Raw genomic sequence first — 15,364 nt, forward strand, 5'->3', positions numbered from 1 at the left:
GGCCCAGACAGCACCGCTGGCCCTCCCCACGATTGGATAACGCTGTGATCAAACTGAACTTCCGCCCGGCAGCGCTCGCAGCAGCAGCCTTGGCGGCCATCCTCGCCCTCTCCGGCTGTGGTGGATCCTCCGCCGGGACCTCGAGCTCGGCTGAGAACCCCTACGGCCTGATCGAACCCGGCACCATCCGCGTCGCGAGCCTGGGCGACTCGAAGCCCTACACGTTCACGGACAGCTCAGGCAACTTCACCGGCTTCGATGTGGAGCTCTTCAAGGACGTGGCCCACCGTGCCGGCGTGGACAAGGTTGTCTTCACCGGACAGGACTTCTCCGGCCTGCTCGCAGCAGTAGCCAATGGCCAGTTCGACGTCGGCGTCGCGGCCATTGGCATCACGGACAAGCGCAAGGAAACCGTTGACTTCTCCGACGGCTACCTGGCCGGCTACCTGACGGTCATCACCACCAAGACGTCAGGTATCAAGGACGTCAACGGCCTGTCCGGCAAGCGCCTGGGCGTCGTCCAGGGCACGCTCCAGGAAGCCTACGCGGTCAAGAACTTTACCTCCGCCCAGCTGGTTCGCTTCCCCGACAACAACACCGCAATCTCCGCCGTCAACAGCGGCGCAGTGGACGCCCACTTCCTGGACTACGAGGCAGCCAAGGCGTACCAGGAGCAGTTCGGACTGGTCAGTGCAGCTGACATCCCGTCCTTCGACGCCCCGGCAGGCTTTGCCATTGCCAAGAACAAGCCCGCCTTCAAGGAAGCCCTGAACAAGGGTCTTGCCGCGGCCATGGAAGACGGCACCTGGAAGAAGCTCTACCAGAAGTGGTTCCCGGGCTCGCCGATGCCCGAGCAGTACCTGCCCAAGGCCGAGCAGACCTCCAGCCCGTCACCAACGGCTGCAAAGTAACGCAACCGGAAACCCACCAACATTGCCGGGCGGGCCAAACCCCATAGCCCGCCCGGCAATCCGAAAACCAACAAACGTCTGAGAGCACTCAATGGATTGGCTCAATACCATCAGCCGCACGTTCTTCGATGTCGATTCAATGATCGAAGTACTGCCCCAACTCCTGGGAGTTGGACTCCTCAACACCCTGATCATCTCCATCGCAGCAACCATCCTCGGCGTAGTGATGGGCATGGTGGTGGCGGTCATGGGGATCTCGCGGTCAAAGTGGCTGCGTATCCCGGCGCGGGTCTACACAGACCTGTTCCGTGGACTGCCCGCGATCCTCACTATCCTCCTGATCGGGCAGGGCTTTGCCCGCTTCAGCCAGTCGGTGTTTGGACCCTCGCCATATCCCTTGGGAATCATCGCGTTAAGTCTGATCGCCAGCGCCTACATCGGAGAAATCTTCCGTGCAGGCATCCAGAGCGTGGACAAAGGCCAAGGCGAGGCATGCCGGGCCCTGGGCATGAGCTACTCCAAGTCCATGGCACTGGTAGTGGTGCCACAGGGCGTCCGCCGGGTGCTGCCTGCGCTGGTAAACCAGTTCATTGCGATCGTCAAAGACTCCTCATTGGTTTACTTCCTGGGCCTGCTGGTCAGCGAACGTGAACTGTTCCGTGTGGGCCAGGATGCCGCAGTACTCTCAGGCAATCTCTCGCCGCTGGTCATGGCAGGCATCTTCTACTTGGTGATCACCGTGCCACTGACCCACCTGGTCAACTACTTCGATAACAAGTTCCGCACCGGTCGCCGCCGTCCCACAGCCCCAACCAGCGGGCTGAAGGAAGTCAAGGAACTCGATGCGGCATCGCCGCTCATCACCGGGAGCAACACGTGAACCTCACAAGCAGCAGCAACACAGCCAGTGCCAGCACAAACAAAACCACCCCGGACATCGAAAAGTTCCACGGCTCCAGCCTGGAACTGCGGAACCTGACCATGGCCTATGGCGACGTCGAAGTACTCCGCAACGTCAGCCTGAATGTGGCTCCAGGCACCACCACGTGCATCATCGGTCCGTCCGGTTCCGGCAAGTCCACCCTCCTGCGGGGCGTCAACCGCCTGCACGAACCCAAGAGCGGGGACGTGCTTCTCGCAGGCGAAAGCGCCCTCAAGGTCAAGCCGGACATCCTCCGCGCCCGCATCGGCATGGTGTTCCAGCACTTCAACCTCTTCCCTGACCACACAGCCCTGGAAAATGTGGCGTTGGCTCTGTGGAGCGTCAAGGGAATGTCCAAGAAGGAGGCACGGGAACGCGCCCGGCGCCGGCTCGCCGAAGTGGGCCTCGCCGAACGCGCCGACCACCGGCCCCGCGATCTCTCCGGCGGTCAGCAGCAGCGCGTCGCCATCGCCCGGGCGCTTGCCATGGAACCCGAAGTCATGCTCTTCGACGAAGCCACCAGCGCGCTGGACCCGGAACTCGTCAAGGGTGTCCTGAACCTCATGGCAGGCCTCGGCCGCCGCGGCATGACCATGCTGGTGGTGACTCACGAGATGGGCTTTGCCCGCAAGGTTGCTGATCAAGTGGTCTTCATGGATGAGGGCGAAGTGGTGGAAGTGGGCACGCCCGCTGAGCTCTTCGACAACCCGCGCAGCGAACGCCTGCAGCGCTTCCTTTCGGAAGTCCTGTGATGGGCGGGAATCCTGTGATGGCCCAAGGAACAGCGGCACCGATCCGGACCGCCGTCGTCGGGTTTGGCGTCTCAGGCAAGGTCTTCCATGCCCCGCTGATTGCAGCGGATCCGAACTATTCACTGGACGTCATCGTGACGGCGGACCCGGAGCGCGCCCGCGAGGCCGCCCGCCTCTACCCACAAGCGAGGATACTGCCCACTCCGGAACACATGTTCGCGCTTGCCAGCGAGCTCGATCTTGTGGTGCTGGGAACGCCGCCGCTCACCCACCTCCAGCTTGGTGCCACGGCGATCGCCTGCGGCCTGAACGTTGTGGTGGACAAACCTTTCGTCACCAGCGTCGCCCACGGTGAGGAACTGGCCACACGCGCGTCCGACGCCGGTGTGCAGCTCACTGTCTTCCAGAACCGCCGGTGGGACGCCGACTTCCTGACGTTGCGCAAACTGCTGCAGGAAGGGGCGCTGGGTGAAGTACGGACTTTTGAGTCACGTTTTGAATGGTGGCGGCCTGAAGGCTTCGGAAACTGGCGCGATACATCAACCCTGGCCGAGGGCGGTGGCATCCTCCATGACCTCGGCGCCCACTTGATCGACCAAGCCATCCAGTTGTTTGGACCAGTGGAGGAAAGCTACGGCGAAACCGCAAACCATGGCCCCCACCCCGGCGCGGCAGACACGGAGGCCTTCGTCACCCTGCTCCACGAGTCAGGCGTTCGATCCCGGCTGTGGATGAACGGCATGGCGGCCCAGGTTGGCCCGCGGTTCCACGTCCTCGGATCAAAAGCCGGGTACACCAAGTGGGGTCTCGACAGCCAGGAACCCGCGCTCGCAGCCGGTGTTACGCCGTCGGAGGCTTCCTATGGCGTTGAACCCCAGGAGTCTTGGGGGCTTCTGGGAGTTGACGGTTCAGCCGCACCCGTACCTGCAGAAAAGGGCGCCTACCCGCAGTTCTACGCGGAACTGGCAGCTTGCCTCCGTGGCCAAGGGCGGCTTCCCGTAGCTCCGGCCGAGGCGCTGGAAACCCTCAAAATCATCGAAAGCATCCACGCCTTCGCCTAAGTGCAAGAGCGTCCCAAGCATCCACAAGCACGAAAGAAAGGGAGAACTATGTCCTCCACCAAGCACGTCGCCGTCATCGGCGGCGGCATCCTGGGCGTTTCCACCGCCGTTCACCTGCTCCGCGGGGGAGCTTCCGTGACGCTCCTGACCGAGCAGGGCCTGGCCAGCGAGGCCACCGGCCGTTCACTGTCCTGGCTTAATTCAGCCGGCGAAAGGTCCACCCCTTACCACCAGCTGCGGCTTGCCGGCGTAGACCGGTACCGGACACTGTTCGCGGCCGACCCCACCCGCGAGTGGCTGCAGTTCGGCGGAGGCCTCATGTGGAACGCTGCCGGCCAGCGTGACGTGACCGAAGAGCGCCATGCTTACGAACAGTCGATTGGCTACGACTCCAAACTTCTCGCCCCTGAAGAGATCGCATCGGTGACGCCCGGCATCGACGCCAGCGCTGTTCCCGAGAACGCCATTTTCAACCCGGGAGAGGGCTGGGTCAGCCTGCCGGACCTGGTCAACTTCCTGATGGAGGAGTTCCACAGCCTCGGCGGCCAGCTCGTCCTCAACGCGGGCAAAGTCCAGGTGACGCTCGACGGCGGCCGGGCCAACGGCGTCGAGACTGCTTCCGGCGAGACCTATCCAGCCGATGCCGTCCTCGTGGCATGCGGCGCAGCAACACCCGCCGTCGTGAAGCCGCTTGGTGTGGAAATCCCCAATGGTTCCCCGGTGTCCATGCTGGTGGTCACCAAGCCCGTGGAGCATCAGGTGAAGGCAGTGATGAATACGCCACGTGCCGCCGTCCGTCCCAACCCGGGTAACACTTTCGCCCTGGACCACGACTGGTACGAAGACCGGATCACCGAACACGCCGACGGCTCCTTCAGCATCCCGGACGAGGTTGTCCAGGAACTGGCCGACGAAGCTTCCAAGCTGATTGCAGGCAACCCGGAACTTAAGCCTGCGTCCTGGAAGATCGGCTACAAGCCCATCCCCGGCGACGGTGAGCCCGTCTTCGGTGAACTGGGCCAAGTGCCCGGCTGCTTTGTAGCGTTCACGCACTCGGGTGCCACATTGGGACTCATTGCAGGTGAACTGCTGTCCGGAGAGATCCTGACAGGCAGGAAGCACCCCATGCTGGCAACATTCCGGCCGGGCCGTTTCTCCTAGGGGTTACCCCTTCAATAAGCCGCATTAACAAGGGCCAACGGCCCCGATACGCCATCTGCATAAGCGTGTCGGGGCCGTTGGAGTTTGTGGGGGTGGTGCTGCTGGGGTGGTGCTACTTGGTGGTTTCGGTGCGTTGGGTGCCGGTGAAGGCGAAGGCGATGGTGCTGGTGGCGCCTTGGAAGGTGTCGTTCGCGGTGGTGGGGAACGCGGTGGTGACTTTGAGGTAGTCGGTTTTGGCCGGGGCCAGGGCGGTCAGGTTGTTCAGGACCTTGTTCGCGGTGATCACCGGGGCGGCGGCCATGACGGTGGTTTTGGTGCCGGTGCAGGTGTAGGGGGCTGCGGCGCCGGTCCAGGCGACGGAGCAGTTCTCGATGGTCAGCTGCAGGCCGTTGGTGACGTCGGTGGTGAGCAGTGAGGCGGTGGCGCCGGCGGAGGTGGTGAGGGTGACGTTGTTCAAGTCCGAGTTGCCGGTGTTGGCCAGGGTGACGAGCTTTTCGACTTTGTCTCCGGGCAGCAGGCCCGCGACGGGGACGTTGAGGGTGTTGTTCGCTCCGGTGCCCAGGGCGATGGTGACGGTGCCGGCGGTGACTTGCTGGCTGGCCGAGGTGGAGGAGGTGAACGCGCCGTAGGTTCCCATGCCGGCGACGGCGGCTGCGGTGCCGAGCAGTGCGACGGAAGCGAGGACCTTGCCGGAGGTGGTCTTGAGGCTGATGGCCATGGGAATCAGTGTCCTTTCGGGAGGCCACCGCTGCCGGCCGGCCGTTTCCTGTGCCGGCCCTGAGTGGCTGACAAGAACCACTGTGCCGGGCCCGGATCAAGAACCACTCCTGCAATCCATCAACACTTGCTCAGGAAAAGATCAATGAAGTGCAGTCCTGAATTCGAGCAGTTTCGAAGAAGCCCGGCGAACGGCGACGGACCTATCGTTGAAATATCCGAAAGATTTCCAGCAGCGAGAGGGGCCTGCCATGACGGAGACCGGAACTACCAAGTCCTACGACGGATTCTCCGAGGACGAACGCGCCGCCATGAAGGAGCGTGCGCAAGAACTCAAAAAGACCAGGAAGGCTTCCAAAGCCGACGGCGAGAGCGACGTCCTGGCAAAAATCGCCGAGATGCCACCGGCGGACAAGGCCATTGCGCAGCGACTCCATGCGCTCATCAGGGAGCACGCGCCGGAGCTTTCCCCTAAGACCTGGTACGGAATGCCGGCGTATGCCAAGGACGGGAAGAACATCGTTTTCTTCAAGAGCGCCGACAAGTTCAAGAGCAGGTATGCCACTCTCGGCTTCGAAGAGAGTGCGATGCTCGATGACGGCAACATGTGGCCAACATCGTATGCCCTGACTGAACTCACCCCGGAGCTTGAAACAACGATCGTCGAGCTCATCAAGAGGGCGGTCGGCTAGCGGAGCGGAACCGGCGACGACGGCGGCGGTCACCCTGGAAGGTGACGGCCGCCGTCGTACGTGTTCAGGTCCTGAACGGGCCTAACTTGGCGGCTGATCCGGTTGGTGTGTTGGATCCGGATGTGGCGGAACGGGACCAGGGTCCGGAACCGGAAGCGGCCCGGGCGTCGGATTTGGATCCGGAATAGGGCTGGGCGGGAACGGGGTAGTGGGATCCGGTGGTGGCTGGACCGGCCCCGGTTCCGGCGGGAACGGCTCAGGTTCGTGAGTCGGAGGAAGCGTCATCATCTCTCCTTTGGAACTCGGAATTGGTCCTTCCCAGACTAGTGATTATGTGTGCAGAGTCCAGAGCTCACTCGTGGCGTTGACGGGCCGCAAAAAGTTTTCAAAAAAGTTCGTACCTCGCGTAACCCTTTGGCGTACCCCGACGATTACGTCTTTGAAAGGGCCGGGCTGGAATTTGTCCCCCATCATGTTCCAGCCCGGTTCTTCTCTTTCCTGATGAGATTTTGAGGGACATGATGGGCCATCCTTGGGGTGGCCCGGTTGAGCAGATACCCTTGGTGGGTTGCCGTCGAGCCAAGGCGGACGACCCTGCTCCAAACCCGGACCTGCCGCCGATCGAAAGTCCCTTTACTGTGACCGACGCATTGACCGACGAAGCGCTTCACGCGCTCAAGGGCAATAACGCGGAATTGTTCAGCGCCGTCTACCAGGCGTACGCCGGACCGGTTCTCGGCTACCTGACCGCTAAAGGCGTGTCGGATCCCGAGGCCATCACACAGGACGTGTTCCTTGCTGTCCTGCCCCGATTGGATGAGATCCGGGGAGGAGCAGGCGGATTACGGACCTTTGTTTTTTCCGTGGCCCACGCCCGCATGGTAGATGAGCATCGGAAGCAAAGCAGGGCCCCGGAACACCACCAGTTCGAGCCGGAGCGCGATACCCGCGAATCGGGTTCTGCAGAATCAGAGGCCATGGGCCTCCTGGCCCCTCACGAGGTCATGAAGCTCCTGGATTACCTCGGGGACGACCAACGCGACGTGCTGGCCCTGCGGATCGTGGCAGGCCTGACCGTGGAGCAGGTGGCCGTCACCATGGGGAAATCCGCCGGCGCGGTGAAGCAACTGCAGCGCAGGGCTTTGATGACGCTCCGTGAGCATTCGGCAGTAAAGGAATACGTGTCCTCATGACATACAGGGATATGGAACGCGAAGGTATCGTCGACGAGCTCCTGCTCGACGCCGGGCCCACTGACGCGCCCGACCTTCGCCAGGCCCTGCTCTCCATGCGTTCCTTCGCGACCCTCCCGGCACCTGCCCCGAACGCGGCGCTGGCCGCGATGCTAGCCGGACCCCATGATGAAGTCAGCAAGCGCCGTTTGCGAAACAAGCACCGCACGGCTGTGGTGGGCGTTGCCGTGGTTGCGGCTATGGGGCTCGGCGTGAGTGGTGTGGCTGCGGCCAGTTCCGGTTTCACCCGCACACCCACCTTCGTTGATGAGCTGCTGGGCAATTTCGCTCCGAAACCTTCGGCCGCAGCGCCCGCGCCTGACGCTCCGAAGGTCAGCACCGAACCAGCGCCCTCAGTGGATCCCGCCGCCCTCCCGCCAGCCACCGAATCACCTGCGGTGCCGCAGGCTCCCGACGCTGCCGGGCCGTCAGGCCAGGCCTCTTTGCAGCCAGCGACTGGAGTCCGGCCAGCGCCTGGAGCGCAGGCAGAACCTGGGGCGCGGCCGGCCGACGTCGCGAACGTCCCGGCTTCTGGCGCGGGCGGCGAGTTGCCCCCTACGGGCCAAGCGAAGCCTGCGGAAGCAGAGCCTCGGGAGATAAGCCTTGACGAGGGAAAGCTTGGGCAGGCCGGGCTCCCCGACGTTGTTGAACCAACCGCCGCGCCGACTGCAACTGCCAAGCCCGCCCCGGCCCACGGTAATAAACCAAGCCAGACACTCCCATCGCTGGGTGGGAAGCCGTCTCACGAAGAGTTCCAGGCCTTTATGGAGAAGCTGAAGCAGTGGTTGAGGGGCGCGGGACACTAAGCTTGCCTCATGATGCATGTCAACGATCCGGCCGTAGTGGAACGATTGATGCGAACAAAAGGATGCTGGGCAATAGTAGGGCTTAGCAACAATGAGTGGCGCTCCGCATACGACGTCTCCCTGTACGTTCGGGACCGCATGGGCATGGAGATCATCCCCGTGAACCTCAAGGGCGAGGACGTCCATGGTGAAAAGGGATACAAGTCCCTTATGGATATTCCCGCGGAGAAACACCCCATTGACGTCGTTGACTGCTTCGTCAACTCCCAGCGGGTGGGCGCTGTTATTGATCAGGCAATTGCCATCGGTGCCAAGGCTGTGTGGCTGCAGCTGGGCGTTTTTGACGACGACGCCGTGCAGCGCGCCAGGGATGCGGGCCTGGACGTCGTGGTCAATTCCTGCCCGGCACGCGAAGGCTGGCATTACGGCCTGTAATCGCCGGGTCGAATCCTTTGCTAATCTGCAGCTGACTCATTCTTTTAGCCTTGGGGGACGGCCATGTGTGGCGACCATTCAGCGGTGCCCATTTCCATGCCAGTTTCCCAACCAGCCCGGCGGGCCGTTCTGGGGGTATTCGGTGCTTCGCTCGTTGCCGGTTTGAGTGCCTGCGCAGCACCCGAAACCACAACCGCGCAAAGCACAGTCCCTCAAAGCACAGCCCCGCAAAGCACGACGCCGGAGCTGCCGCACGGTTCCGCGTCGGCGTCGCCCGAGGTGGCGGGCCCGAACGGCGGGTTGTCGGTCGGGGGTGAGGTGCCGCCGTCGTCCAGTGCAGCCCCAACCCCAACGCCCGCCGCCACGAAACGGATCCGGCGGACGTTCATCCCCGATTACCAGCTTCCGCCGATTGTTGGCGGCCTTGCACCCGTGATCACCAAGATCGAGACCAAACACCCGGTAGTGTTCCTGACGATCGACGACGGCAATATCAAGACCCCGGAATCGGTCAAGCTCATGGCTGACTACGACTATCCGGCTTCGCTGTTCCTGACCAGGGACACCATCGCGGACAACCCCGCATTCTTCAACGCGTTCAAGGCGCAAGGCAGCCTGGTGGAGAACCACACCGTCACGCACAACATCAACATGGTGCGGCAGTGGGGGTACCAGCAGCAGCTGAACGACATCGTGGGCATGCAGGACTACGCGCTTCAGCATTATGGCCGGCGTCCCACGCTGTTCCGGCCCCCGGGCGGAGCCTACTCCAACGTCATGCGCCAGGCGGTTGCGGCCGCTGGAATGAAGGCGATCATCACGTGGGAGGCCAAGGCGAACGCCGGAAAAATGGACTACCAGGTGGGAAACTCCCTGCGTCCCGGCGACATCGTGCTGATGCATTTCCGTGCCGAGTTCGCCGCGGACCTCGCTGCCTTCCGTGCTGCGCAGTTGGCTGCGGGCCTGGAAGTGGTGCTGCTGGAGGACTTCCTGGGCGTGGCATAGGGCCGGGTAAGCTCACCTCCATGGACGTTTCCCAGCTCCGCCGGATCTGCCTGGGTTTTCCCGGTGCCTTTGAAGACTTCCCTTTCGGACCTGAAACCTCCGTGTTCAAGGTGCGGGCCGCCGTCGCGGGTGGAGCGCGGCACGAGGCCAAGATGTTCGCGCTTTCCGCCATGGATCCTGACAATTGGTCCGTGAGCCTTAAGTGCGAGCCCGCGTTGGCAGAGCAACTCCGCGCAGCGCATCCCGAGATCACGGGTGCCTGGCATATGAACAAGACCCATTGGAACGGCGTCCGACTGGATGGAGCCCTTCCCGATGACATGATCCGGGACATGGTGGAGGACTCCTATGACCTGGTGGTGGCTACGCTAAGCCGCAAGCAGCAGGAACAGCTCGGCTGGGCGCGGCTCGCCAACGGCACTGGTCTCTGAGGCCGGACTGCACCGGCTCTGACACGGCCCCGCACCCTCTCCCCACGCCGCTGACATGGGGCTAGATTGATAGTGCAAGCCAACGGGCGCAGCTGGGGCTGGTCAGGAGCGGGTTGATGCTGGATCAGGGAACTTTGGATCACTTATGGAACTTTGGCGACCCGGCAGCGTCCGAAGCCAGGTTTCGTGCAGCCATGCTGGAGGAAATCTACGACGCCGATGAGCGGGCCGAGCTTGCAACCCAGCTTGGTCGGGCCATCGGTCTGCAGGGCCGGTGGGAGGAAGCTGACGCACTCCTTGACGGGATCGACGGCGACGAACCCACTGTGGGCGTGCGGGTACTTTTGGAGCGGGGCCGGATTTTGAACGCCGGCGGGCACGCAGCGATGGCGGTGCCGCTGCTGGAGCAGGCGGCAGAGTTGGCTGACCACCTTGGTGAGGAATTCCTGGCTGTGGACGCACTGCACATGCTCTCCATTGCGGACACCGCCCACGCGGAAGCCTGGATGCGGAGCGCCCTGGAATACGCCTCCACGGCCCGTCATGAGCGAACTAAGCGATGGATGATTGCTTTGCACACAAGTCTTGGTTGGTTTCTGCACGGTAACGGGCGCTTCACCGAGGCCTTGGTGGAGTTCCAATTGGCCGAACAATGGGCGGAAAGACTGGGAACTGAGCGGCAAAAGCTGCTCGCGCGGGAAGCGATTACCGAGTGTGGGAAAGCCCTTGCGGAGGGTCCGTAGAAAGATCACGCTTTGACAAATGTTGATCGAAACTACCGAGAAATATTGATTTTCGATCATTCGTGGTGAAGTATGTCACACGAAGGTTGGCGCTGCAGAGTGGCCAACCCAGACTGTCCGACTTTCCGGCCGCCTGCCGCAACAGTCGACATTACGAGTCACTGGAGGGTTACGAAAATGAACGTTCAGCACCAGTCCCTTGGCCGCCGCGGATTCCTCCGCGGGGCACTCGCAGCTGCGGTGCTCGTCCCCATGGGGGGATCCATTGCGTCCTGCGCAGCAGGTGGTGGCGGTACCACTACCGGCCCCACGGGCACTGTTTCCGACACCAACCCCTTTGGCATGGCGGACAAGTCCACCGTTGACGCCGTGATCTTCAAGGGCGGCTATGGCATCGACTACGTGGAATTCGCCGGCAAGGCCTTCGAAAAGGCCCACTCGGGTTCCACCGCCAAGATTGCCCCGTCAACGGATATCGCGCAGGAGCTCCAGCCGCGCTTCGTTGGTGGCAACCCGCCGGACCTGATCGACAACTCCGGTGCCAAGGCCATTGGTTTCAGCACCATCCTTGCCCAGCTCGAGGACCTCACCAGCGTGGTGGAGGCCAAGAACCTCGAAGGCAAGGTCATCAAGGACACCCTCTACACCGGCGTGCTCGCTCCAGGGACCTTCGAGGGCAAGTTGGCGGCCCTGAACTATGTGCTCACTGTTTACGCCATGTGGTATTCGGACTCCCTGCTCAAGGCAAACGGCTGGACCGTTCCCAAGACCTGGGACGAAATGTACGCGCTCGGCGAGCAGGCCAAGGCCAAGGGCAAGTACCTGTTCCTCTGGGGCAAGGAAGCAGCCACGTATTACCAGGAAATGGCGATCGCCTCCGCTATCAAGGAAGGCGGCGACGAAGTTCGCTTGGCCCTGGAGAACCTCAAGGCAGACTGCTGGTCGCACCCGGCCATCCAGTCCGTCTTCACGGCCTTGGACAAGATCATCAAGGCGGGATACTTCAAGCCCGGCGGTTCCGGAACGCAGTTCACGGCAGCGCAGGCCCAGTGGAGCAATGCCCAGGAAGCGGTTTTCTACCCGTCCGGTTCGTGGATCGAAAACGAGATGAAGGACCAGACCAAGGCGGACTTCAAGATGACCGGCGCACCAGTGCCTTCAGTGAGCGCGAGCCCCAAAAAGCCGTACGCCTCGCTGCACAGCGCAGCCGGCGAGCCTTACGTCGTTCCCTCCCAAGGCAAGAACGTTGCCGGCGGCAAGGAATTGCTCCGCGTCATGCTCTCCAAGGAAGCTGCTACCAACTTCGCAAAGACCAAGCTCGCTCCCACCATCGTCAAGGACACCGTCCCGGCCGATGGCTTCGGTTCCACGGCGTTGGTCTCGCAGACAAAGCTGCTTAGCGATGCAGGCGAGAACATCTACACCTGGAACTTCATCGACCTCTACGGCACCAACAAGGACCAGCTCGTCGTCTGGAACACCTTCCTCGATGGCAAGTCGGACGTTGCGACGCTGACCTCCGCCCTCCAGAACATCACCGACAAGGTCCGCAACGACAGCTCGGTCAAGAAGATTGAAGTGAAGTGACCGTAGTGAAAACCAAGCAGAGCCGGAACGACGACGGCCTGGCCGCCGTCGTTCCGGCCATGGCCCCACCGGTTGTGGTGAGGCGCCGGCGCAAGCCGCTGACGTGGGACAAGGTCAGCTTCTTCGCGGTGTTCCTTGGCCTGCCGTTGGCGATCTATCTCTTGTTCGTGATCTGGCCGTTCATCCAGGCCTTCGGATATTCCTTGACGGACTGGTCGGGTTTTTCGCCCACACAGAACTTCATCGGCTTTGAGAACTACGCCAGGATCTTCTCGGACGACATCTTCATGAAGGCGATGGGGAACAACATTCTCCTGGTCATCGTGCTGCCTATCGTCACCATCATCCTGAGCCTGGTCCTCGCAACCATGGTCACCGTGGGCGGGAGCAGCAAGGGCCAGATCAAGGGGCTGCGAAATTCCAGCTTCTACCGCGTTGTTTCGTTCTTCCCATACACGATTCCTGCCATCGCGATCGGCATCATGTGGGGCCAGATTTATGATCCTTCCGGGGGTCTGCTCAACGGGATCCTGACCAGCATGGGCCTTGACCAGTTCAAGGACTTCGCGTGGCTGGGCGATAAGAACACAGCCATGACCGCAACCATGTTCGTGATTGTGTGGGGCTTCGTTGGCTTCTACATGGTCCTTTTCGTGGCCGGCATCAAGGGCATCCCTGCTGAGCTGTTCGAGGCCGCCAGGATCGATGGCGCAGGAAGGCTCCGCACCGCAGTGTCCATCACCATCCCCCTGATCAGGGACAACATCCAGACCGCCTACATCTACATGGGCATCCTGGCGCTCGATGCGTTCGTCTACATGGCGGCATTGAACTCCGGCGGTGGTCCGGACAACTCGACGCTCGTGATGGCACAGCAATTGTTCTTCACTGCTTTCAGCAAGGGCCAATTCGGCTTGGCCAGTGCCATGGGCGTCGTCCTGGCCGTGGCCACCCTGATCTTCTCCGGCCTGGTGTTCGTGGTTAACCGGCTCACTGGTGGCGACAAGGACGTGAGCATCTAATGACAACAAAAGTCTCAACCCCTGAAATGAAGTCGCTGCATTTCCAGCCGCGCAAACCCGCCACTACTCCCGGGGACAAACTGGTGGGCGCTGTTTCACACACTGCGCTGACCATTTGGTCGCTCATCGTGATCCTGCCGTTGTTGTGGACGTTCATGTCCTCCTTCAAGACATCCAGCGAGATCTTCGCCTCTCCGTTCGCTTTGCCCTCGCAGTGGCGGTTCGACAACTATGTGAAGGCCTGGAGTGAAGCCGGGATCGGGAGCTACTTCCTGAACTCCGTGGTTGTGGTGGGCTCGGCACTGGTGATCGTGATGGTGCTCGGTGCAATGTGCGCCTACGTCCTGGCAAGGTACACGTTCCCGGGTAGTCGGGCGATCTACTACCTCATGCTGGCCGGCCTGACGTTCCCGATCTTCCTTGCCATGGTCCCGCTGTTCTTCGTGCTGAAGAACATCGGACTGCTGAACACCCTGCCGGGCCTGATCATTGTGTACGTAGGGTTCGCCCTGCCGTTCACAGTGTTCTTCCTGTTCTCGTTCTTCAAGTCCCTGCCGCACGAAATCACTGAAGCAGCCGCACTTGACGGCGCAGGGGAGTGGCGGACCTTCTTCCAGGTCATGCTGCCGATGGCCAAGCCTGGCCTCGCCTCGGTTGCCATCTTCAACTTCCTGGGCCTGTGGAACCAGTTCCTCATCCCTGTATCCATCAATGCTGCAGGGCCGCGTGTTCTCTCGCAGGGCCTCGCGGCTTTCGCCGGCCAGATGGGGTACGCCGTGGACTTCGGGGCACTCTTCGCCGCAGTCACTGTCACAGTGGTTCCTGTGCTCATTGTCTACGTCATCTTCCAGCGTCAACTGCAGGGTTCGGTCTCGCAGGGCACCTCGAAATAGCACACGCCTGCCAAAAGCAACGCGGGGTCACTTACAGCCCATCCCAAGGGGATTTATGGGCCGTAAGTGACCCCGCGTTGCTTTAAGAGGGAGGTTAGAACATCCAGGGGATCTCCGCGTGGCCGAAGTCGGAGAACGAGCCGAAGCGGCCCGCCTTGAACGCGAGAACCTCGCCGTCCCGGTCCCGGCACGTGGTGACCTGGCCGAAGAAGACCTGGTGATCTCCGACGTCGTACTGCTGCACAACGGTGCAATCAGCCTGGGCGAGGGCGCCCTTGATGACGGGAAGTCCATTCTCGGTCATGTCGAATTCGCCGTCGCCGAAACGGTCGCCGCCCCGCACCGCAAAGCGTCGCGCCATCGACTCCTGCTTGGCCCCAAGGATCGAGACGGCGAACTTGCCACTCTCGATCAACGCCTCACCGGTCCGCGTGCCGAAGTTTAGCGAGATCATGAGGATAGGCGGTTCCAGGCTGATGGAGGTCAACGAGCTGATGGTCATTCCGTACAGCTTATCCTCGTGCTTGGTGGTGACCACGGCGACACCCGTGAGGAAGCGGCCCATTGCGCGGCGCATCCCCATGGCATCGGGAACAGTGAAGAGCGGTGCGAGGCTCATGTCAGTTGCTCCGCTCGGCTGGTACGGAATCCGTGTAGTACCGGACCTCGAACATCTTGGCCCCGGTCTCGGAAACCCACGGACCGTGTTCCATGCCCGGCGGGCGGGTGGCCCAATCGCCGGCTTTGAAGGTCTTGCCCAGGCGCTGGTCCACGAACGAGCCCTCGAAGATGAAGACCTCTTCCCAGAAATCGTGCGTCAGGACACCATTGGGTGAGGTGTCCGTCCCGGGTTCGAACTTGAGGATGCGCGTGACGCTGTCATTGTCCGAATCCCGGGCAAGGATGGCCTCCGACAAGCCCTCAATGTGCGGGTTGCAGGGCGCGAAATCCACCGAGGAGGTGGGGGTGAACTCGAATTCGGGCTTTGCCATGG

Annotated in this window: 18 protein-coding genes; 15 read left to right on the forward strand and 3 right to left on the reverse strand. The window is 62.0% G+C overall.

The annotated features are described in order from the left end of the window. Window positions 1–44 precede the first annotated feature (44 nt). The 5 genes from LDN82_RS02820 (at window position 45) to LDN82_RS02840 (ending at window position 4,807) form a co-directional block, all read left to right on the forward strand. Window positions 45–911, forward strand: coding sequence for an ABC transporter substrate-binding protein (locus tag LDN82_RS02820; protein WP_224166297.1), 867 nt, complete (start codon window positions 45–47; stop codon window positions 909–911). 91 nt (window positions 912–1,002) lie between these two features. Next, window positions 1,003–1,791: an amino acid ABC transporter permease gene (locus tag LDN82_RS02825; protein ID WP_224166298.1), complete on the forward strand. Its 789-nt coding sequence runs from the start codon at window positions 1,003–1,005 to the stop codon at window positions 1,789–1,791. Then, window positions 1,788–2,585, forward strand: coding sequence for an amino acid ABC transporter ATP-binding protein (locus LDN82_RS02830; protein ID WP_275965067.1), 798 nt, complete (start codon window positions 1,788–1,790; stop codon window positions 2,583–2,585). Before LDN82_RS02825 ends, LDN82_RS02830 begins: the two co-directional genes overlap by 4 nt. Beyond that, entirely contained in the window at window positions 2,585–3,646 is a 1,062-nt protein-coding gene (locus tag LDN82_RS02835; protein WP_224166299.1) for a Gfo/Idh/MocA family oxidoreductase, read from the forward strand. The genes LDN82_RS02830 and LDN82_RS02835 overlap by 1 nt, the downstream gene beginning before the upstream one ends. 48 nt (window positions 3,647–3,694) lie before the next feature. Further along, complete coding sequence (locus tag LDN82_RS02840) at window positions 3,695–4,807, forward strand: FAD-binding oxidoreductase (RefSeq protein WP_224166300.1); 1,113 nt, start codon at window positions 3,695–3,697, stop codon at window positions 4,805–4,807. A gap of 112 nt (window positions 4,808–4,919) precedes the next feature. Here LDN82_RS02840 and LDN82_RS02845 read toward each other — a convergent pair whose 3' ends face one another. Next, a complete protein-coding gene (locus LDN82_RS02845; RefSeq protein ID WP_224094101.1) occupies window positions 4,920–5,525 on the reverse strand; it encodes a TasA family protein in 606 nt (201 codons plus the stop codon). A 250-nt stretch (window positions 5,526–5,775) separates the two neighbouring features. Here LDN82_RS02845 and LDN82_RS02850 point away from each other — a divergent pair, with 250 nt between their 5' ends. From LDN82_RS02850 to LDN82_RS02895, 10 genes are all read left to right on the forward strand, one after another. Beyond that, window positions 5,776–6,216: a DUF1801 domain-containing protein gene (locus LDN82_RS02850; protein WP_224094103.1), complete on the forward strand. Its 441-nt coding sequence runs from the start codon at window positions 5,776–5,778 to the stop codon at window positions 6,214–6,216. Between the two features lie 638 nt (window positions 6,217–6,854). Then, complete coding sequence (locus LDN82_RS02855) at window positions 6,855–7,409, forward strand: sigma-70 family RNA polymerase sigma factor (RefSeq protein WP_224167447.1); 555 nt, start codon at window positions 6,855–6,857, stop codon at window positions 7,407–7,409. Next, window positions 7,406–8,254 (forward strand): hypothetical protein, encoded by an 849-nt coding sequence (locus tag LDN82_RS02860; protein ID WP_224166301.1) that lies wholly within the window; start codon window positions 7,406–7,408, stop codon window positions 8,252–8,254. Before LDN82_RS02855 ends, LDN82_RS02860 begins: the two co-directional genes overlap by 4 nt. A gap of 9 nt (window positions 8,255–8,263) precedes the next feature. Next, window positions 8,264–8,689, forward strand: coding sequence for a CoA-binding protein (locus LDN82_RS02865; protein WP_224166302.1), 426 nt, complete (start codon window positions 8,264–8,266; stop codon window positions 8,687–8,689). Between the two features lie 96 nt (window positions 8,690–8,785). Then, window positions 8,786–9,694, forward strand: a complete 909-nt coding sequence (locus LDN82_RS02870) for a polysaccharide deacetylase family protein (protein WP_224166303.1) — start codon at window positions 8,786–8,788, stop codon at window positions 9,692–9,694. Window positions 9,695–9,714: 20 nt separating this feature from the next. Then, entirely contained in the window at window positions 9,715–10,125 is a 411-nt protein-coding gene (locus LDN82_RS02875; RefSeq protein WP_224094109.1) for an MmcQ/YjbR family DNA-binding protein, read from the forward strand. Window positions 10,126–10,241: 116 nt separating this feature from the next. Continuing rightward, complete coding sequence (locus tag LDN82_RS02880; protein WP_224166304.1) at window positions 10,242–10,868, forward strand: hypothetical protein; 627 nt, start codon at window positions 10,242–10,244, stop codon at window positions 10,866–10,868. Between the two features lie 177 nt (window positions 10,869–11,045). After that, window positions 11,046–12,455 (forward strand): N-acetylglucosamine/diacetylchitobiose ABC transporter substrate-binding protein, encoded by a 1,410-nt coding sequence (gene ngcE / locus LDN82_RS02885; RefSeq protein WP_224166305.1) that lies wholly within the window; start codon window positions 11,046–11,048, stop codon window positions 12,453–12,455. Further along, window positions 12,452–13,477 carry a sugar ABC transporter permease gene (locus LDN82_RS02890; RefSeq protein WP_224166306.1) on the forward strand — a complete coding sequence of 342 codons (1,026 nt, stop codon included), beginning with the start codon at window positions 12,452–12,454 and terminating at the stop codon, window positions 13,475–13,477. Before ngcE ends, LDN82_RS02890 begins: the two co-directional genes overlap by 4 nt. Then, a complete protein-coding gene (locus tag LDN82_RS02895; RefSeq protein ID WP_216922004.1) occupies window positions 13,477–14,370 on the forward strand; it encodes a carbohydrate ABC transporter permease in 894 nt (297 codons plus the stop codon). The genes LDN82_RS02890 and LDN82_RS02895 overlap by 1 nt, the downstream gene beginning before the upstream one ends. A 94-nt stretch (window positions 14,371–14,464) precedes the next feature. On the opposite strand, the gene LDN82_RS02900 is transcribed toward LDN82_RS02895, so the two are convergent. Next, complete coding sequence (locus LDN82_RS02900; protein ID WP_224166307.1) at window positions 14,465–14,989, reverse strand: flavin reductase family protein; 525 nt, start codon at window positions 14,987–14,989, stop codon at window positions 14,465–14,467. A gap of 1 nt (window position 14,990) precedes the next feature. Next, entirely contained in the window at window positions 14,991–15,362 is a 372-nt protein-coding gene (locus tag LDN82_RS02905) for a cupin domain-containing protein (protein ID WP_224166308.1), read from the reverse strand. Window positions 15,363–15,364 lie beyond the last annotated feature (2 nt).

The sequence above is a fragment of the Arthrobacter sp. StoSoilA2 genome, assembly GCF_019977195.1.
Taxonomy (GTDB): domain Bacteria; phylum Actinomycetota; class Actinomycetes; order Actinomycetales; family Micrococcaceae; genus Arthrobacter.